Below are 20085 nucleotides of genomic sequence, written 5' to 3'. Positions count from 1 at the left end.
TTAGCGGGCCGCGACTCAGTTCGCGGCCGTTATGGCGGCAACCCTGTTTTCGATGATCAGGTGTTCGGGATCGACCAGACGCGTGGGGGCGCCGTTGGCTGTCCACTTGCCTGTTGCCGCGTTGTAGAAAATATCTGCATGAGGTGCGTCGGACAGATGAATGTTTTCGATGAGAACGTTATCGCTTTCCAGCATCTGTCGGCGTTTATGGTCGTTCACCAGGACGACGATTGCCTGGGTCGATCCGCAGGACGAGGCGTTGACGCTATGCAGACCAATCACCTCGAACAGTGCATTGACCCGGTACCGATCTCCCGATGTAACGATCACGTCGATGGTTTCCAGGGGCAGCGAAACGTCGTTGGTGTCGGGCAGATGAACATGAAGGCTGCCGATCTTCAGCAGGTCATCCTTGATGGAAAGATGGCTGTCGTTGATTTTTTCCTTCATCTGGTGCGCATGAATGTGCCAGGTCGATGAGCCCCGCAGGTTCGCGTCCGCTTCGGCGGTGGACAGGCGAATGGACAGGTTGCTGGACGGGTAGAGCGCATAGGTCGAGGATCGTCCTTCCAGCCAGTAGCTCGTGTTGTGATCGATGGCTTTGAAATCGATGCGTTGCGGGGTATTCCTCAGGGTTCGCTTTTCGACAGAGGGTTTGACGAACAGGTAGGTACCGGCACGCTCTCGCAGTGAGGCACGGCTTGCCACCGATCGATAGCCCGGGTTCCTGGCGTCGTCCAGGCAGACATTGGCCGGATAGTCGAGGGCATAGGAAACACCGTCACGCATGACCAGGGTGAAGGCGTGATTCATCTTCCAGCCCGCGGTCAGGATCCCCGCGCCGCTGTCACTTTTTTTTCCCGTATCTTCGATGACGGCACCGTGCACCGAGAGCAGCCCTGCACCCGCACCGAAAGCAATCCTGAAGTGGACATCGTCGTAGTCGAGCACGGTAAATGCGTTTGTCTGTCGGACTGTAACGGTATAGACGGCCTCGACATCGGCAATGTCCTTGCTGTCGAAGTCGATATAAAGCGTACTGCGCCCGCCATTGCTCTGCGGTGCTGCCTTCAGGACGGTGTGGTAGTTGCGTCTGGAGACGAAGTAGAACGAGTGCGCTTTGGTCGGCGGTATGTTGACCGGGCTGTTGAGCTGCACCGGGGAGGGCTTGGCCAGGCCGGCAGTGAGGACGTTGACACGCAGGGGGCGGTCGCTCTGATCCGCAATCTCGGCGGGCCATTGAGGTTGCAGGTGGTAACCGTCCTGCGTGATGAATATCCATTTGTCGTTGTTCAATACGCGCTTGCCATCGACGGTCCGGTAAACCGCTTCGAGCACGAGGGCGCGCAGCGGAGATCGGGGATGGTCGTCGCGCAATGATTCGACGACCAGGGCATGAGTCCGAATGGTCCAGCTTTGAACGGCCTCGAGGGTGACACCCAGATAGACCCTGCTCGGCTCCAGACCATCCTCAGTGACGAGGATCTGGCGACTCAGAGGGTCGAGTTGGTAGATATCGTTACCGCTACCGCCGTCAACGCTGACGAAGTGGCCTCGAACTGAAATGTGGTCATCCCCTGCACCGGCATTGACCTGATCCTGCCCGTTGGCGGTAATGACGTCGGCCTGATCCGATCCGTTGACCCGGTTGCGGGCACCGGCCAGGGTTTCGACTTTCTCGATGGAACTGAACGTGGAATGCAATACCGGTTCGATTGCGGGGTTTGCTGAACGCAACCCGAGCCTTCCGGTTTTCATGTCGATGTCGTAACCGAGGTAAAGCGGTGGATTCGGGATGTGATCCAGATGCCTGTGAGTGCCTTGAAGCCAAAGCAGGTCGGTACCGTCTCCCCCTTGCAGATGATTCGCGCGGACCTCTGCGCGAGAGAGTGCATCGCCGGCGGACTGAAAGAGAAACGAATCGTCCTTGTCGCCGCCGGTGAGGGATTTGTCGCCGGCGCCGTAACTGAAAAAGTTCGGTTTGTCGCGCACGCCTTGTACCGTGTCATTGCCTCCACCCAGATTCCAGAACACCCCTTTGGCAGTGTCAGTCTTCAGGCTGGTCACGATGGCATCCGAGTCAGGCAGACCGGCTCGTGCATCGTAATGGTCATCGGTTTCGACGATGACTGGCAGGTTTTCAGTGACATAGGGTAATTCGCCCTTGGCCTCATCCCATTGATACCGTGAGAGACGAGTGGGCTGAAGCCTGACATCGAATCGGCCATTGACGATCGCGTCGACACTGTCCTTGAGTTCATTGTCCAGCCAGCGCAGGCTTTGGGTTTTCAAGGCCTTGGCATAGTCGCTGGTGGTTTTCGAGATCAGATATCGCTCCATCAGCGCCTTGTCCTGGTCCTGCCCGGTGAAGGCGAACCAGCCGGCACGCCAGCGTTCGTTCACGGACAGTTCGATGTAATCGTCGATGTCGTCGACAGCCCGGACGGCGCCGTAGATTCTGGCACCGACAATCATGATGGCCGCCGCTGCGATACCCACCGGGCCGGCTGCCTGGAAACCTGCCAGTGCCGCGCAACCCAACGCGAGGGAGAGCGCGGCGCTGAATACACTCAATCCCCCGGTCACGTAGAGATCCTGCGCCTCTTTTCCCTGGGCCTTGGCGGCATCGTTGAAGGATTTGATCGCGGTGTAGATGTCAAAGGGCAGTGTCAGCGCACTGGCGATCAGGCCTGCCCCCCGGCACAGCCATTTGCCCATGCCGGTCTTGCCGAAGTGTTCGATGGCCATCGATCCCTGCCGGATCATGTGCTCGCCTGTCCTGCTCAAGGCGTACTCGAATCCCAGCGAGGTTATCTCCGCAATGCCGCCGCCGACATTGATCAGCACTTCCCCCATTTGGCCTTTCTTGAGAGCGTCGATGGCGCCGGTATACGCGCTGTACAGTCCGTAGGCCTGCAACCCCACCCCCATGCTGGTCATGCTGCGACTCTTGGCCTTGTCTACCCAGCTGGGCAAATGATCCGGCAGCGGGTCTCTGCGAATGTCCAGACGTTGTGTAGCTTTCAGCAGACTGTTGATCTTGTTCATCGCTGGCGCGGAATCGCCGGCGGCCATCTCGCGCATCAGCGCTGGGGCATCGGGTGAGCGTTGCGTGACAATCTCATACAGCAGTGGCGCAACTTTCTGGCCTTCTTGCGTATTGACTGATTTGATGCGCTGCTCAACTTCGGCCGGATCGAACTCCAGTGCGTCGATGAATGTTTGATCGGGCTCGGGGAAATAGGAGTTGGCGGCTGTGATGACCTGCCCGTTAAGCCGTCCGCCCAAGGCTCTCAGTTCCTCGCGGGTAACGGTCATCTCACCGATACGCAGGGGGCCGAACAGGCTGTCTGTTTCATGCAGGCTGGGTGTGCGATCGATCGGAGAGGGAGTGTCGGTCTCATTGTTAGTTGATGAATTACTTAGGTCGGAAATAACAATTGCGGCTGTAGGATAAGTTTCCGAAGTTTTTTCGAACGGGATAGACAAGATCAATACTCTTCCATGAGGTAATGAGTATTCAATCTGTCATGCAATAAATTTTTGGCCAGGCTTAATGTTTTGCCAATTATATTTATGGTTGTCGGTTTATCGCGATGACGAATGTTGTCTTTTTTACTTGGAGCAAGCTTGGCGGTGACGTATTTGTCGAAACAGCAGCGTTTCAGTTCAGAAACAGGACTGATCGCCGCTTGCGGATTCGCCCCGAAGGGGAATCCGCAAGCGGCGGATGCGGCTCAATAGGCGTATCGAAGCAGGGTGTGTGGCAGGTGTCGCAATACGAAGAAGCCAAATAGAGCGACCAGAGCTGGCAATACCAGCCACCAGACTTTCTGCGGCATTGCACCAAGAGGTGCATGACGTTGACTGAGCCACAGGCCCGCTGCGCAGACACAGGCGGCGAGCATGGCGCCGGCCAGGACATCCGTTGGCCAGTGCGCGCCCAGATATACCCGTGACAGGGCAATTGCCAGTGCAGGAATGCAGCCGACCAGCAGCCAGGTCAGTCGCAGCCGTGGCGGTTGCCCGCGTCCGGCGAGTACGGCCAGGGTCAGGAACAGCGCGAACGATCCGGATGCATGGCCGCTGGGCATGCTGTAACTGGTGAGTGGGTCAGTCAGCACTTCCGGGCGTACCCGGGCGAAAAACAGTTTGGTCCCGGTGTTGGCCAATGCCGTGACGAGCAGGGTGCCGCCGACGAAGATCGCGTGTCGCCACTGACGACACAGCAACAGTAGCGCTGTCAGCAGGGCGCTGAACAACAGCATGTTGCGGAACTCACCGATCAGGGTGAAAACCACTGCCACTTCATCCAGCGCCGGCCTGCGGTGCTCCTGCACCAGGGTCATGACGCCCTGATCGAGGGCGGTCAGGTACGGAAAACCGATGAACAGACCGATCAGGATCAACAGGCTCATGCTGCTGATCCAGATCGTCGCCCGACGATGACGGCGCAGGCTGCTGTTGGCGCTCAGACCGACCATCACCGCAATACTGCCGGCGACAATCCCGGCCTGCAGCCAGAAGCCTTCCGGCAAGGGCAGGCGAATCGCCGCCCCGGTGGCCCAGCCCGGCAGCAGATAGGCGAGGCTCCAGCCGGCCGCCGCCAGCAGACTCACGGCGGCGAAGCGCGGGAAGGGCATGTCGCACATACCCGCGACCATCGGCAGCATCGGTCGCAACGGGCCGATGAAGCGGCCGACCAGCAGGCTGGCGATGCCGTAGCGTTGGAAGTAGGTTTCCGCGCCGGCCATCCACTCCGGGTGATGGCGCAATCCCGGCAAGCGCCGGATGTTCTGGTGGAAGTGGCGGCCGAGGAAATACGAAATCACATCACCGAGAATCCCGCCGAGGAAACCCAGCAACAGGGTTTCGCTCAACGACAGGGCGCCGCTGCCGGCCAGCACCGCCACGGCAAACAGCAATACCGTGCCGGGCACGATCAACCCGGCAATCGCCAGGCATTCCACGCAGGCCACGACAAACACTGCAGCGGCCAGCCACTGCGGATTGGCGGCCAGCCACCCGGTCACGCTATCGAGCCATGGGCCCATACAAACCACTCCATTTCATTGATGTCCCTGATCGGCGAGCCGCAGGGTGTGCGTTCACAGCAGAAAATAATCGCGACCTTCGACCTGGCCCCGGCGCAGCGGGTTCCGCGTGCACCACTGGGCATAGGCGGCATCGACGAAGCGATACATCAGGTGTTCGTCGCGGCCATGGGGAATGCCCAGGCGGGTGGTCTGAATTATGTGGGTCGGCGCAGGGCCGGTGTCTTCCACCAGCAGAATTTCGTGGTCGAAGCGCTTGGCATCCCACACCGGCACTTTCAGTCCCAGCGCCTTGCACAGCAGCGTCTGCCCGGCACAGAGTTTCTGTGACGGGCGCGGGCGGCCCTGAGCATCGGGGTTGTTCAGCAGCATCTGCGCCAGGCTGGCCGGGCCGCTGATCTCGTCGACCCACGGATAGGCCGATTTGATCAGCACTGCATTGCCCGGACCCTGCGCGCTGAAGTTCAGCGAATCGCCGCCACGGGCGTAGTACATATAGATGTGGCCGCCGTCCAGAAACAAAGCCTTACGCTTTTCTGTGTAGCCGAGGGACGCGTGGCTGCCTTTTTCCTCGCGGTAATAGGCCTCGGTTTCGATGATTCGGGCACTGAGCCACAAGTCACCGACCCGATGGCGAATGACTTTGCCGAGCAGATCCTTGGCCAGCGTCTGGGCGTCACGGTCAAAAAAGGCGTCCGCAAGGCCGACAGGCTGGCGCGCGGAGGTGGCGCGAACGGTCAGGTTGGACATGGCAAACAGTGTTTATCCAGGCGGAGGAGGTCGTGATGATAACAATTCAAGGCTTAATCCCGGCTGAACGTCGGCAAATCGCCGTCCATTTCGACCATCCGCCCGTCACCGCTGTTAGTCCCGGGACGCGACAGCTATAATCTGCCGCTTTCCTCTTTGCCAAGACCCCAGCAGACCATGACTGAGTCCGTTCTTGACTACATGACCCGATTGGGTCGCGCCGCCCGCGAAGCTTCCCGCGTCATCGGCCGTGCCAGCACCGCGCAGAAAAACCGCGCCCTGCTGGCTGCCGCCAATGCCCTGGATGCCGCCCGCGCCGAGCTTGCGGCAGCCAATGAACAGGATCTGGCCGCCGGTCGCGCCAACGGTCTGGAACCGGCATTGCTGGAACGTCTGGAGCTGACCCCGGCACGCATCGACGGCATGATCGTCGGTCTGCGTCAGGTCGCAGCACTGCCGGATCCGGTCGGTGCGATCCGTGACATGAGCTTCCGTCCGTCGGGCATTCAGGTCGGCAAGATGCGTGTCCCGCTGGGCGTGATCGGGATCATCTACGAATCCCGTCCCAACGTGACCATTGATGCCGCGAGCCTGTGCCTGAAGTCCGGCAACGCGACCATCCTGCGCGGTGGTTCCGAAGCGATTCATTCCAACCGCGCGATTGCCGCCTGCATCCAGCGTGGCCTGGCCGAAGCCGAACTGCCGGCTGCCGTGGTGCAAGTGGTGGAAACCACCGACCGCGCCGCCGTTGGCGCGCTGATCACCATGCCCGAATACGTCGACGTGATCGTACCGCGCGGTGGCCGTGGCCTGATCGAGCGCATCAGCCGTGACGCCCGGGTGCCGGTCATCAAGCATCTGGACGGCATCTGCCACGTCTATGTCAGCGAACATGCCGACCTGGCGAAAGCCCAGCGCATCGCCTTCAATGCCAAGACCTATCGCTATGGCATCTGCGGTGCGATGGAGACCTTGCTGGTCGATCAACGTGTTGCGAAGGATTTCCTGCCGTCGATGGCTGCCCAGTTCCGCGAAAAAGGCGTCGAACTGCGTGGTTGCGAACGCACCCGGGCGATCATCGAAGCCGTAGCGGCGACCGAAGAAGACTGGAGCACCGAGTACCTGGCGCCGATCCTGTCGATCCGCGTGGTGGATGGCCTGGATCAGGCCATCGAACACATCAACCATTTCGGCTCCCACCACACCGACTCGATCGTCAGCGAAAACCTCGCCGACACCCGCCAGTTCGTGGCTCAGGTCGACTCGGCGTCGGTGATGATCAACACCCCGACCTGCTTCGCCGACGGATTCGAATACGGATTGGGTGCCGAGATCGGCATTTCTACTGATAAGCTGCACGCCCGTGGCCCGGTGGGCCTGGAAGGACTGACCTGCGAGAAGTACATCGTGGTCGGTGATGGCCAGTTGCGCGGCCAGGCGACGGTCTGACTTGTCCGACCTCGACCTGAAAGCGCCGAAACCCGGCAAGAGGTCCCGTCCCCGGCGCATTGGCGTCCTGGGCGGGACGTTCGACCCGGTGCACGTCGGCCATTTGCGTGGCGCGCTGGAAGTCGCCGAAGCGCTGGGGCTCGATGAGCTGCGCATGATGCCCAGCGCGCGGCCACCGCACCGCGATACGCCGCAGGTGTCGGCGCAGGACCGGCTGGCAATGGTTGAATGTGCGGTGGCCGGTGTGCCGCCGCTGGTGGTGGACGCCCGCGAATTGCAGCGGGACAAACCGTCCTGGACCATCGATACCCTGGAGTCGCTGCGTGCCGAAATGGCCGCCGAGACCCAGGTTTTTCTGCTTCTGGGCTGGGACGCGTTTTGCGGCCTGCCCACTTGGCACCGCTGGGAAGAGTTGCTCCAGCATTGCCACATCCTGGTGCTACAGCGCCCGGACGCCGACAGCGAACCGCCGGATGCCTTGCGCAACCTGCTGGCAGCGCGTTCGGTGAGCGACCCGCTGGCCCTGAAGGGGCCGAGCGGACAGATTGCATTCGTCTGGCAGACACCGCTCGCGGTTTCCGCCACCCAGATCCGTCAACTGCTGGCCAGCGGTAAGTCGGTACGTTTCCTGGTGCCCGACGCGGTCCTGGCCTACATCGATGCGCACGGTCTGTACCGTGCGTCGAACTGAACAAGGCGTGCTTCACTGATACGAATCCACGTGTCGCCAAGCCGCCGAAAATATGAGCAAAACGAGTTTTATATGACTGACAAAGACCAAACCAAAGTAAAGCGCAAAGGCACATTCAAGAGCGCCCCGCTGCCAGAACCGGTCAACACCAACGAACCGCTGAAGGGCGACGAGCTGGTCAAGGTGGCCGTTGCAGCCCTGGAAGACGTCAAGGCCCAGGACATCCAGATCATTGATGTGCGCGACAAGCAGAGCATCACCGACTACATGATCATCGCCACCGGTACCTCCAACCGCCAGATCAACGCGATGCTGGACAAGGTTCGCGAAGAAGTGAAAAAGCAGGGCGCCAGGCCGCTGGGCGAAGAAGGCAAGGGCGACAGCGACTGGGTGCTGCTGGACCTGGACCTGGTGATCGTGCACATGATGACTGCCTCGGCACGTCAGTTCTACGACCTGGAACGCCTGTGGGCCGGTGCCGAGCAGAGCCGTGCGGCGGACGCCAAGCACCACAGCCCGGAAAACACCCACGAGCATTTCACCAAGCTCAACAAAGACCAGCTGTAAGGGATTGCTGTGCGACTGCGACTGATCGCCGTCGGTTCACGCATGCCCAAGTGGGTGGAAGAAGGCTGGCATGAGTATGCCAAGCGTCTTCCATCCGAGCTGGCGCTGGAACTGGTGGAAATTCCGCTCAATACCCGTGGCAAGAACGCCGACGTGGCCCGCTTCATCCGTCAGGAAGGCGAAGCCATGCTGGCCAAGGTCGGGCAGAACGAGCGGATCGTCACCCTCGAGGTTCATGGCAAGCCGTGGAGCACCGAGCAACTGGCGGTCGAACTCGATCGCTGGCGCCTGGACTCGCGCACGGTCAATTTCATGGTCGGTGGCCCGGAAGGGTTGGCACCGGAAGTCTGTGCCCGCGCGGATCAGCGCTGGTCGTTGTCGCCGCTGACGCTGCCGCACCCGCTGGTGCGCATCCTCATCGGCGAGCAGTTGTATCGTGCCTGGACCGTGCTGTCCGGCCACCCTTACCACAAGTAATCCGCCCTCATGTCTCAGCCGATCCGCATCAAGGACCACGAAAAAGACGCCCGTCTGGTGCGTGGTCGCGTCGTGTTCGGCGCAATTGCGGTGGTGGCGCTGATCTGCGTGCTGATTGCGCGCCTGTATTACCTGCAGGTGATTCAGTACGAATATCACTCGACCCTGTCGGAAAACAACCGGGTTCACGTTCAGCCGATCCCGCCGACCCGTGGCCTGATTTTCGACCGCAACGGCGTGGTGGTGGCGGACAACCGTCCGAGCTTCAGCCTGAGCATGACCCGCGAGCGCTCCGGCGACTGGCAGCAGGTGCTCGACGTGATCGTCGAGGTCTTGCAGCTGACGCCTGAAGACCGGGTGATCTTCGAGAAACGCATGCGCCAGGGCCGCCGGCCGTTCGAGCCGGTGCCGATCCTGTTCGAACTGACCGAAGAGCAGATCGCCCGGATCGCGGTGAACCAGTTCCGTCTGCCGGGCGTCGAGGTGGTCGCGCAGTTGGTGCGTCACTACCCGCAGGGCGCGCATTTCGCGCACTCGGTGGGTTACATGGGGCGGATCAACGAGAAAGAGCTGAAGACCCTCGATCCGGTCAACTACAGCGGCACCCACCACATCGGCAAGACCGGCATCGAGCGCTTTTACGAAGCCGAGCTGCACGGCCAGGTGGGTTACGAAGAGGTCGAGACCAACGCCCGTGGCCGCGTCCTGCGCGTGCTCAAACGGACCGATCCGGTGCCGGGCAAGGACATTGTCCTGAGCCTCGACATCAAATTGCAGGAAGCTGCCGAGGCTGCGCTGGGCGGTCGGCGTGGTGCGGTGGTGGCGCTCGATCCGAAAACCGGCGAAGTGCTGGCGATGGTCAGCCAGCCGAGCTTCGACCCGAACCTGTTCGTCACCGGCATCAGCTTCAAGGCTTACGCCGAGCTGCGCGATTCGATCGACCGGCCGCTGTTCAACCGTGTATTGCGCGGTCTGTACCCGCCGGGCTCGACGATCAAGCCGGCGGTGGCGATTGCCGGTCTCGATGCGGGCGTGGTGACGGCGTCGAGCCGGGTGTTCGACCCCGGTTACTACATGCTGCCCAACTACGATCACAAGTACCGCAACTGGAACCGCACCGGGGACGGCTTCGTCGACCTCGATACGGCGATCATGCGGTCCAACGACACCTACTTCTATGATCTGGCGCACAAGCTGGGCATCGATCGGTTGTCGGCCTATATGAACAAGTTCGGCATCGGCCAGAAGGTCTCGCTGGACATGTTCGAAGAGTCCCCCGGCCTGATGCCGTCCCGCGAGTGGAAACGCGCGACCCGGCGTCAGGCGTGGTTCCCCGGCGAAACCCTGATTCTCGGGATCGGCCAGGGCTACATGCAATCGACCCCGCTGCAACTGGCCCAGGCCACGGCGCTGGTGGCCAACAAGGGTGTGTGGAACCGCCCGCACCTCGCCAGGACCATCGAAGGCGAGAAGCCCAAGGATGAAAATCCGATGCCGGACATCATCCTTCGCGATCCGTCGGACTGGAACAAGGTCAACCACGGCATGCAGCAGGTGATGCACGGTGCCCGTGGCACCGCGCGCAAGGCCTCGATCGGCGCGCAATACCGGATCGCCGGCAAGTCGGGTACGGCACAGGTCGTGGCGATCAAGCAAGGCGAGAAGTACGACCGCTCCAAGGTTCAGGAGCGCCACCGTGACCATGCCCTGTTCGTGGGTTTCGCGCCGGCGGATGACCCGAAAATCGTGGTGTCAGTGATGGTCGAGAACGGTGAGTCCGGTTCCGGCGTCGCGGCACCGGTGGTGCGCCAGGTCATGGATGCCTGGCTGCTGGATCAGGACGGACGGTTGAAGGCCGAATACGCCAGCCCTATCAGTGCGGAGGCTACGGCCCGTGATGAATAATTTCGATCGCATGCTCTCCAGCGAGGATGTGATGCGTCGCCGGGCGACGCTGCTGCAACGTTTGCATATCGACGGCCCGTTGCTGGTGCTGTTGTTGATCCTGGCCGCCGGCAGCCTGTTCGTACTGTATTCGGCCAGCGGCAAGAGCTGGGACCTGTTGGCCAAACAGGCCACGTCGTTCGGTATCGGCCTGGTGTCGATGATCGTCATCGCCCAGTTCGAGCCAAGGTTCATGGCGCGCTGGGTGCCGCTCGGCTACGTGATCGGGGTGGTACTGCTGATGGTGGTGGACATCATGGGCCACAACGCCATGGGCGCGACCCGCTGGATCAACATCCCCGGGGTGATCCGCTTCCAGCCCTCGGAATTCATGAAGATCCTGATGCCGGCGACCATCGCCTGGTACCTGTCCAAGCGCACGCTGCCGCCGCAGCTCAAGCACGTCGGCATCAGTCTGCTGCTGATCGGCGTGCCGTTCGCCCTGATCGTGCGTCAGCCGGATCTGGGCACTTCGCTGCTGATTCTGGCCGGTGGCGCCTTCGTCTTGTTCATGGGCGGGCTGCGCTGGCGCTGGATTCTCAGCGTACTGGCGGCGGCGATTCCGGTGTCGGTTGCGATGTGGTTCTTCATCATGCACGACTACCAGAAGCAGCGGATCCTGACGTTCCTCGACCCGGAAAGCGATCCGCTGGGTACCGGCTGGAACATCATTCAGTCGAAAGCCGCCATCGGTTCCGGCGGCGTGTTCGGCAAGGGCTGGCTGCTGGGCACCCAGTCGCACCTGGACTTCCTGCCGGAAAGCCACACCGACTTCATCATCGCGGTACTCGGCGAAGAATTCGGCCTGGTGGGCATTTGCGCGCTGTTGCTGATCTATCTGTTGCTGATCGGTCGCGGCCTGGTGATTACCGCCCAGGCGCAGACGCTGTTCGGCAAATTGCTGGCCGGCGCTCTGACCATGACGTTTTTTGTTTACGTTTTCGTCAACATCGGTATGGTCAGTGGCCTGTTGCCGGTGGTGGGGGTGCCGTTGCCGTTCATTAGCTACGGCGGAACTTCGCTGGTGACGCTGCTGTCAGCGTTTGGGGTTTTGATGTCGATCCATACCCATCGCAAGTGGATCGCACAGGTTTGAATAAGGTGAAGAGTTCAATGCAAGTAATGCGTGACTGGGCGACACGATACGCACCGTGGCTCGGCCTGGTAGGCATCCTTGGCAGCGCGCAGGAAGCGTTGGCCGGCGATTACGAAGGCTCGCCCCAGGTGGCCGAATTCGTCGGTGAAATGACCCGCGACTACGGTTTTGCCGGCGAACAGCTGATGGCCGTGTTCCGCGAAGCCCAGCGCAAGCAGGCGATTCTCGACGCCATTTCCAAACCCGCCGAACGGGTCAAGCAGTGGAAAGAATACCGGCCGATGTTCATCACCGACGCGCGCATCGCCCGCGGTGTGGACTTCTGGCGCCAGCACGAGGCCACCCTGGCCCGCGCCGAGCAGGAATACGGTGTTCCAGCCCAAGTGATCGTGTCGATCATCGGCGTTGAGACCTTTTTCGGACGTAATACCGGCAATTACCGGGTGATCGATGCTTTGTCCACGCTGGGTTTCGACTATCCTCCCCGTGCCGAATTTTTCCGCAAGGAGCTGCGTGAGTTCCTGCTGCTGGCCCGGGAAGAGCAGGTCGACCCGCTGACCCTCAAGGGTTCCTATGCCGGGGCGATGGGTTTGCCGCAGTTCATGCCGAGCAGCTTTCGCGCCTACGCGGTGGATTTCGACGGCGACGGCCACATCAATATCTGGAACAACCCGGATGATGCGATCGGCAGCGTCGCCAGCTATTTCAAGCGTCACGGCTGGGTCGCCGGTGAACCGGTAGTCAGCCGCGCGGATGTCCGTGGCGAGCAGGTGGATGAAGGCCTGACCACTGGCATCGAACCGACGAAAACCGTCGGGGAGTTGCGAGCGCTGGGCTGGTCGAGTCATGATGCGCTGCGCGATGACATGCCGGTCACCGCATTCCGCCTGGAAGGCGACAACGGCCCGGAATACTGGATGGGCTTGAAGAATTTCTACGCAATCACGCGTTATAACCGCAGCGTGATGTACGCCATGGCCGTACATCAACTGTCTGAACAGCTGGTACAAGCACGGGGCGTCAAGTAATGCGGGCATTGCCTATCAATAAACCCCTGAAGCTGGTGGCTTTCGCTGCGTTGGCGGTGCTGGTCGCCAGTTGCTCGACCAGCCGTTCGCCGAGCCAGAAGCCGACCACCGCCGTACGTTCGCAGCCGGGCCTGGACATCAACCGGGCCCACAAGGATGGCGCGCCGTGGTGGGATGTCGATGTGTCGCGTATCCCGGACGCCACGCCGACCCTGCACACCGGCCCGTACAAGGCCAACCCGTACACCGTGCTGGGCAAGACCTACTTCCCGTTGCAGGAATCCAAGACTTACGTGGCCTCCGGCACTGCGTCCTGGTACGGCACCAAGTTCCACGGTCAGAACACCGCCAACGGCGAGGTCTACGACCTGTACGGCATGAGTGCCGCCCACAAGACATTACCGCTGCCGAGTTACGTTCGGGTGACCAACCTGGACAACAACAAGAGCGTGATCCTGCGGGTCAATGACCGCGGGCCGTTCTACTCGGACCGGATCATTGACCTGTCCTACGCCGCCGCCAAGAAACTCGGTTATGCCGAAATCGGCACCGCGCGGGTCAAGGTCGAAGGCATCGACCCGCAGCAATGGTGGGCCGCCAAGGGCCGTCCGGCGCCTTTGATGCTCAACGAGCCGCAAGTCGCGCAGAATAGCGCCCCGGTGATCACGGCCTCGGCCGGCACCGTCGAGCAATGGACTCCGCCGCCGCAGCAGCACGCCGCGGCCGTCGTGCCAGTCCAGCTCGATGCAAAAAAAAACGCTTCTGCACCAGCGTCTGGCCAGTATCTGCAGGTGGGCGCGTTCGCCAACCCGGACGCTGCAGAACTCCTGAGGTCGAAGCTCAGCGGGATGGTGAGCGCTCCGGTGTTCATCAGCTCGATCGTGCGCAATCAGCAGACCCTGCACCGGGTTCGCCTGGGACCGATCGGTTCGCCGGGTGAAATTGCCCAGGTACAGAACAGCGTGCGCCTGGCCAACCTCGGTTCGCCAAGTGTGGTCACCGAGTAAACGTAGGACTTGATTGACGGTTCACCAGCGATTGGGGGGTGAACCAGGTTGTTGGCTCGTCGAAGAACAAAAGCCCGGCAAGGGTGACTGGAGTGAGCAACTGAACACGCGATGCTCGTAGGGTTTGCTCGAAAGCTCGCCGAGCGGCGATCAGGCAAGGCAAAAACAGGTGAGGAAGCGGAGTGTAGGGGACCTACATGAGCATTCCGAATCTGTTTTTAACGCAGCATGATCGTCGCGCAGGCAGGTTTCGGGCAAAGCCTGAAAGACATCTGATTAAATTTTGTCCGCTAGGACAGTTTCCATTAGCGATTTCGAGAGACGGATGAACATCACCACCTTTGCCAAACGCCTGTGTCTGCTAGTCCCGCTGCTCCTCTCGCCAGCCGCCTTCGCGGCCGAGATGATGCCGTCGCCACCACAACTGGCCGCCAAATCCTACGTGCTCATGGATGCCAACAGCGGCAACGTGCTGGTGGAGAACAACGGTGACCAGCGTCTGCCGCCGGCCAGCCTGACCAAACTGATGACCGCGTACATCGCCACGCTGGAAATCCGTCGCGGCCAGATCGGTGAAAACGACCCGGTGACCGTCAGCGAAAACGCCTGGCGCACCGGCGGTTCGCGGATGTTCATCAAGGTCGGCTCGCAGGTCACTGTCAGCGACCTGCTGCACGGCATCATCATCCAGTCCGGCAACGACGCCAGCGTCGCGGTGGCTGAACACATCGCCGGCAGCGAAGACGCCTTCGCCGACCTGATGAACAAGACCGTCGCCGATCTGGGCATGACCAATACCCACTTCATGAACCCGACCGGTCTGCCGAACCCCGAGCACTACTCGTCGGCTCACGACATGGCGATCCTGGCGCGCGCGATCATCCACGAAGACCCGGCTCACTACGCGATCTACTCGCAGAAAGAATTCTTCTGGAACGGCATCAAACAGCCTAACCGCAACCTGCTGCTGTGGCGCGACAAGACCGTCGACGGTCTGAAAACCGGTCACACCGACGAAGCCGGCTACTGCATGGTGTCCTCGGCCGTACGTGACGGCATGCGCCTGATCGCCGTGGTGTTCGGCACCAACAGTGAAGTGGCTCGTGCCGCCGAGACCCAGAAGCTGCTGACCTACGGTTTCCGCTTCTTCGAAACCCAGACCTTCTACCAGAAGGGCACCGAACTGGCTCAGGCCCCGGTGTGGAAAGGCACTACCAACCAGGTCAAGGCCGGTCTGGCTCAGGACCTGACCATGACCCTGCCGAAAGGCCAGCTGAAGAAGCTCGCTGCCAGCATGACCATGAACCCGCAACTGACCGCGCCAATCGCCAAGGGCGACGTGATCGGTAAAGTCGAAGTGAAACTGGACGACAAGGTGGTGCACAGCGCCGACCTGATCGCCCTGGACGCTGTCGAGGAGGGTGGTATCTTCCGCCGCATGTGGGATAGCATCCGTCTATTCTTCTACGGCTTGTTCAACTGATTTGAGTTGACCTGCATGGCCCCGTTCCGATCCGGAGCGGGGCCTTGTTCGTTACCGGGCTTACGCTTACGAGGCCGTTACGCCATGACCGATACCGAAGTAAAGGCGCCAAAGATCGAATTTCCCCAGGTTGATTATCCGGTTAAGGTGATCAGCGATACGGGCGTCGGCAACAAAGACAAGATCATCGACATCGTCAAGAAACACGCCAGGATCAACGATGAGCGTGTCGACGAGCGTCAAAGCAGCAACGGCAAGTACACCACCATCCAGTTGCACATCGTCGCGACCGATCAGGATCAGCTGTACAACATCAACAGCGAACTGCGGGCTACCGGTTTCGTGCACATGGTGCTGTGATGCCCGGCACGCTGGGCTTTCGCGAGCTTGGCCAGATGGCTTACGAGCCGGTCTGGCAGGCCATGCAGCGTTTTACCAACGAGCGTGGCACCACGGCCCCGGACGAAATCTGGCTGGTGGAACACCCGCCGGTGTTCACCCAGGGTCAGGCCGGCAAGGCCGAGCACCTGTTGCTGCCGGGAGACATTCCGGTGGTGCAGGTCGACCGCGGCGGTCAGGTGACCTACCATGGACCAGGCCAACTGGTAGCCTATCTGCTGCTGGATGTGCGCCGACTCGGTTTCGGCGTGCGCGATCTGGTCAGCCGCATGGAGCGCTGCCTGATCGAACTGCTGGCCAGCTACGGCGTGACCGCCGTGGCCAAGCCGGATGCTCCCGGCGTCTACGTCGACGGAGCGAAGATCGCTTCTCTGGGTTTGCGGATTCGCCACGGTTGTTCCTTTCATGGCCTGGCCCTGAACGTGGACATGAACCTGGAACCGTTTCGACGGATTAATCCCTGCGGCTATGCCGGGCTGGCGATGACCCAGCTGAGCGAGCACGCAGGATCGATTGAATTTGCCGAGGTAAGTGCCCGGCTGCGCGCGCAGCTCGTCAAACACCTCGACTATGCTGAGCAGACGACCCTGACGGGCGGAATCGACTGATATGACTACTGATGCAGTGCAAACCATGATCCCGACGCTCGACGTGACCGAGCGCCCGGCCCCGCGTCCCAAGGTTGAAGCCGGCGTCAAGCTGCGCGGCGCCGAGAAGGTTGCACGCATCCCGGTGAAGATCATTCCGACCACCGAACTGCCGAAGAAACCCGACTGGATCCGCGTGCGCATCCCGGTTTCGCCGGAAGTCGACCGCATCAAGAGCCTGCTGCGCAAACACAAGCTGCACAGCGTCTGCGAAGAAGCATCCTGCCCGAACCTGGGCGAGTGCTTCTCCGGCGGCACCGCGACCTTCATGATCATGGGTGACATCTGCACCCGTCGCTGCCCGTTCTGTGACGTTGGCCACGGCCGTCCGAAGCCACTGGACGTCAACGAGCCGGAAAGCCTGGCCATCGCCATCGCCGACCTGAAACTCAAGTACGTGGTGATCACCTCGGTTGACCGCGACGACCTGCGTGACGGCGGTGCCCAGCACTTTGCCGACTGCATCCGCGAAATCCGCAAACTGTCACCGAACGTACAGCTTGAGACCCTGGTTCCGGACTACCGTGGCCGCATGGACATCGCCCTGGAAATCACCGCCGCCGAGCCGCCGGATGTGTTCAACCACAACCTGGAAACCGTACCGCGCCTGTACAAGGCTGCGCGTCCGGGTTCGGACTACCAGTGGTCGCTGACCCTGCTGCAACGCTTCAAGCAGATGATGCCGCACATCCCGACCAAATCCGGCCTGATGCTCGGCTTGGGCGAGACCGACGACGAAGTCATCGAAGTCATGAAGCGCATGCGCGAACACGACATCGACATGCTGACCCTGGGCCAGTATCTGCAACCGTCCCGCAGCCACTTGCCGGTGCAGCGTTTCGTGCACCCGGACACCTTCGCCTGGTTCGCCGAGGAAGGTTACAAGATGGGCTTCAAGAACGTCGCGTCCGGCCCGTTGGTGCGTTCTTCGTACCACGCTGACGAGCAAGCGAAACTGGTCAAGGCCGAGCTGCTCGGTTCCTGATTAAGCGCTGAATGAAAGAATGCCCGCCGGGGTTTATCGCCCGGCGGGCATTTTTTTGCCCGGCCTACACGCGTTACTGACTTTTCCTGCAATCTGCGGCGCAGCCGAGCCTCTTCTGTTTGTCGCCGTTCCTGACTACTGTGTGAGCATGACTTCACACAGGGAGATCCATGGATGACCGTTCGACCGACCCACACCCTTTTTCCGCACAAGTCTGTGCCCGCACTGCCGTCGGAAGGGCTGATCGGCGTCATTGCGCCCGCCGGCCCCGGCACGCTGGATACCGAAAAGGCCGTTCAGTGGATGCGCGCCCGGGGTTACGGCTTACGGGTGTTCCCGGGCGTCTATGAAAAGGACGGTTATCTGGCCGGCAGCGACGAGGTGCGGCTCAACGATCTGCACGCGGCGTTCGCTGACGAAGAGGTCGATGCGATCATTTGCCTGCGCGGTGGTTACGGCACGCCAAGGTTGCTGGATCGGATCGATTACGACCTGCTGAGCCGTCATGCCAAGCCCTTCGTCGGTTACAGCGACATCACCGCACTGCACCTGGCCATCAGTCGCTACGCCGGGTTCGTGACCTTTCATGGGCCGTTGTTGAATGCCGATCTGCTGGGGGACAAGGAACCGCCGACGGTGACCTCGTTCTTCGCCATGCTGCGCGGTCAGTTGAAGGCCGGCAGTGTACTGAGTCATCCAGCGGCTTATCCGTTGACCACCGTGGAGCCCGGCATTGCCCACGGGCGTTTGCAGGGCGGTAATCTGGCAATGATCGCCTCGACTCTTGGCACGCCTTACGAAATCGATGTCGAAGGGGTGATTCTGCTCATCGAGGACATCAACGAGCCGCTGTACCGGATCGACCGCTTGCTGACCCAGATGCGTCTGGCGGGCAAGTTGGCCAGATTGCGCGGCGTGTTGGTCGGGGATATTGCGGGGGTGGATGTCGATGCGCTGAATCGCCTGCTCAAGCAGACCTTCGAACCGCTGCGGATTCCGGTGCTGTCAGGATGGCGTAGCGGGCACTGTAATCCGAACCTGACGCTGCCGTTGGGGGCGCTGGTTCGACTGGACGCAGGGAAGAAGGAGTTGATGCTGGAACAGGATGTGGTGATTCGCTGATCGAGCCGCAAAAAAAGACCGCCGCCTGAAGAGGCGGCGGTCTTTTTGTTTTTACTGGTTGCGCAGGCTTTCCAGCAGCTTGTGCGTCGGATAACCATCCGCCGGCCAGCCAAATGACTGCTGCGCAGCGCGAATCGCCTTGCGCGTATTGGCACCGATGATCCCGTCGGCGGTGCCTGCGTCGTAGTTGCGCGCGGTCAACAGGTTTTGCAGTTCGATCCGCTCGGTGCGGCTCAACGGCAGGTCGTCTTTTGGCCAGGTGCCATTGATGAGGCCGGCGCCGTTGAAGCGCTCGGACAACAGGCTGACGGCCAGTGCGTAGGACGACGAGTTGTTGTACTTGAGGATCGCCCGGAAGTTATCGAGGATCAGGAACGCCGGGCCACGGTAGCCAGCCGGCAGCAGCAGGGCGGCGGACAGTTGCTCGGAGCCGGCCGGCACCTGGCCGCCGTTCGGCAGGATCACGCCCAGTTGCCGCCATTCAGCGACGCTCTTGCGAATCGCGCCATCGGCCAGGGTGTAGTTGAAACTGCTCGGCAGTTGCACTTCGAAGCCCCACGGCTGGCCACGCTGCCAGCCGGAGCTTTGCAGGTAATGCGCGGTGGAGGCCAATGCGTCAGCCGGGCTGCCCCAGATGTCGCGGCGACCGTCACCGTCGAAGTCCACGGCGTGGGTGTTGTAGGTGGTCGGGATGAACTGGGTCTGGCCCATTGCGCCGGCCCAGGAGCCGAGCATTTTCTCCGGCGTGATGTCGCCCTGTTGCAGGATCTGCAGCGCCGCAATCAGCTGCGCATGGGCAAAGCCCGGACGGCGACCTTCATAGGCCAGGGTCGCCAGCGAGTTGATCACCGACTTGCTGCCCTGGAACTGGCCGAAGTTGCTTTCCATCCCCCACACCGACACCAGCGCCTGGCGATCGACGCCATAACGGTGCTCGATGCTTTGCAGAATGTCGGCGTACTGGCTGATCAGTGCCTGGCCTTTGCGCACGCGCAACGGCGACAGTGCGCCATCCAGGTATTCCCAGACCGGCCGGGCGAATTCCGGCTGGCTGCGGTCGGCGCGAATTACGCTGGCATCGAAGCTGACATTGGCGAATGCGCGGTCGAACAGGTCGGCACGAATGCCGGCGGCCAGAGCGTCCTTGCGGAAACCAGCCTGCCATTCGGCAAAGGTCTGGGTCGGTTGCAGGTCGAGATCGTCACCGGACGGCACTACCGGCGGGATGACCGCTGGGGCTGTGGCAACGGGGACGGTCTGAAGCGGTTGAGCGTCAGCGGCGGTGGGTTTTTCCGCGCAAGCGACGAGCAATACGAAGCTGGAGGCAGCGATCAGTTGGCGAAAGGGCCAACGACGGGAAAGACTGAGGGGCATGCACGGGTCCAG

17 protein-coding genes are annotated in these 20085 nt (G+C 61.3%); 13 read left to right on the top strand and 4 right to left on the bottom strand.

The window, feature by feature from the left end; genetic code table 11:
- Window positions 1-15: 15 nt before the first annotated feature.
- The 3 genes from BMZ46_RS26510 to BMZ46_RS26500 form a co-directional block, all read right to left on the bottom strand.
- Window positions 16-3489 carry a calcium-binding protein gene (locus tag BMZ46_RS26510; RefSeq protein ID WP_134333478.1) on the bottom strand — a complete coding sequence of 1158 codons (3474 nt, stop codon included), beginning with the start codon at window positions 3487-3489 and terminating at the stop codon, window positions 16-18.
- 248 nt (window positions 3490-3737) lie between these two features.
- Window positions 3738-5054: a bifunctional DedA family/phosphatase PAP2 family protein gene (locus tag BMZ46_RS26505; RefSeq protein ID WP_074691589.1), complete on the bottom strand. Its 1317-nt coding sequence runs from the start codon at window positions 5052-5054 to the stop codon at window positions 3738-3740.
- 54 nt (window positions 5055-5108) lie between these two features.
- On the bottom strand, window positions 5109-5804 hold the full coding sequence (locus tag BMZ46_RS26500) for a DNA-3-methyladenine glycosylase (RefSeq protein WP_074691587.1): 696 nt from the start codon (window positions 5802-5804) through the stop codon (window positions 5109-5111).
- Between the two features lie 177 nt (window positions 5805-5981).
- Here BMZ46_RS26500 and BMZ46_RS26495 point away from each other — a divergent pair, with 177 nt between their 5' ends.
- The 13 genes from BMZ46_RS26495 (at window position 5982) to BMZ46_RS26435 (ending at window position 18699) form a co-directional block, all read left to right on the top strand.
- A complete protein-coding gene (locus BMZ46_RS26495; protein ID WP_074691585.1) occupies window positions 5982-7253 on the top strand; it encodes a glutamate-5-semialdehyde dehydrogenase in 1272 nt (423 codons plus the stop codon).
- The gene (gene nadD, locus BMZ46_RS26490; protein ID WP_039771865.1) at window positions 7222-7944 is read left to right on the top strand and encodes a nicotinate-nucleotide adenylyltransferase; all 723 of its coding nucleotides are present in this window, start codon (window positions 7222-7224) and stop codon (window positions 7942-7944) included. Before BMZ46_RS26495 ends, nadD begins: the two co-directional genes overlap by 32 nt.
- Window positions 7945-8016: 72 nt before the next feature.
- Window positions 8017-8511, top strand: a complete 495-nt coding sequence (gene rsfS / locus BMZ46_RS26485) for a ribosome silencing factor (RefSeq protein WP_064382180.1) — start codon at window positions 8017-8019, stop codon at window positions 8509-8511.
- Window positions 8512-8520: 9 nt separating this feature from the next.
- On the top strand, window positions 8521-8988 hold the full coding sequence (rlmH, locus tag BMZ46_RS26480) for a 23S rRNA (pseudouridine(1915)-N(3))-methyltransferase RlmH (RefSeq protein WP_009051038.1): 468 nt from the start codon (window positions 8521-8523) through the stop codon (window positions 8986-8988).
- A gap of 9 nt (window positions 8989-8997) precedes the next feature.
- Window positions 8998-10893: a penicillin-binding protein 2 gene (mrdA, locus tag BMZ46_RS26475; RefSeq protein WP_074691583.1), complete on the top strand. Its 1896-nt coding sequence runs from the start codon at window positions 8998-9000 to the stop codon at window positions 10891-10893.
- A 31-nt stretch (window positions 10894-10924) separates the two neighbouring features.
- Entirely contained in the window at window positions 10925-12028 is a 1104-nt protein-coding gene (gene rodA, locus BMZ46_RS26470) for a rod shape-determining protein RodA (protein ID WP_050761190.1), read from the top strand.
- Between the two features lie 17 nt (window positions 12029-12045).
- The gene (gene mltB / locus BMZ46_RS26465; protein WP_007958658.1) at window positions 12046-13056 is read left to right on the top strand and encodes a lytic murein transglycosylase B; all 1011 of its coding nucleotides are present in this window, start codon (window positions 12046-12048) and stop codon (window positions 13054-13056) included.
- Window positions 13056-14063, top strand: a complete 1008-nt coding sequence (locus BMZ46_RS26460; RefSeq protein WP_011336096.1) for a septal ring lytic transglycosylase RlpA family protein — start codon at window positions 13056-13058, stop codon at window positions 14061-14063. Before mltB ends, BMZ46_RS26460 begins: the two co-directional genes overlap by 1 nt.
- Before the next feature lie 325 nt (window positions 14064-14388).
- Window positions 14389-15546, top strand: coding sequence for a D-alanyl-D-alanine carboxypeptidase family protein (locus tag BMZ46_RS26455; protein ID WP_074691581.1), 1158 nt, complete (start codon window positions 14389-14391; stop codon window positions 15544-15546).
- Between the two features lie 84 nt (window positions 15547-15630).
- The gene (locus BMZ46_RS26450) at window positions 15631-15906 is read left to right on the top strand and encodes a DUF493 domain-containing protein (RefSeq protein ID WP_011336094.1); all 276 of its coding nucleotides are present in this window, start codon (window positions 15631-15633) and stop codon (window positions 15904-15906) included.
- Complete coding sequence (gene lipB / locus BMZ46_RS26445) at window positions 15906-16553, top strand: lipoyl(octanoyl) transferase LipB (protein ID WP_039771855.1); 648 nt, start codon at window positions 15906-15908, stop codon at window positions 16551-16553. The genes BMZ46_RS26450 and lipB overlap by 1 nt, the downstream gene beginning before the upstream one ends.
- A gap of 25 nt (window positions 16554-16578) precedes the next feature.
- Complete coding sequence (gene lipA, locus BMZ46_RS26440; RefSeq protein WP_162130488.1) at window positions 16579-17577, top strand: lipoyl synthase; 999 nt, start codon at window positions 16579-16581, stop codon at window positions 17575-17577.
- Window positions 17578-17751: 174 nt separating this feature from the next.
- On the top strand, window positions 17752-18699 hold the full coding sequence (locus BMZ46_RS26435) for a S66 peptidase family protein (RefSeq protein WP_074691579.1): 948 nt from the start codon (window positions 17752-17754) through the stop codon (window positions 18697-18699).
- Window positions 18700-18750: 51 nt separating this feature from the next.
- Here BMZ46_RS26435 and BMZ46_RS26430 read toward each other — a convergent pair whose 3' ends face one another.
- Entirely contained in the window at window positions 18751-20073 is a 1323-nt protein-coding gene (locus BMZ46_RS26430; protein ID WP_074691577.1) for a lytic murein transglycosylase, read from the bottom strand.
- Between the last annotated feature and the right edge of the window lie 12 nt (window positions 20074-20085).

Source organism: Pseudomonas sp. NFIX49 (assembly GCF_900115915.1).
Lineage (GTDB): Bacteria > Pseudomonadota > Gammaproteobacteria > Pseudomonadales > Pseudomonadaceae > Aquipseudomonas > Aquipseudomonas pharyngis.
This window is presented reverse-complemented; position numbering and strand designations above follow the sequence as displayed.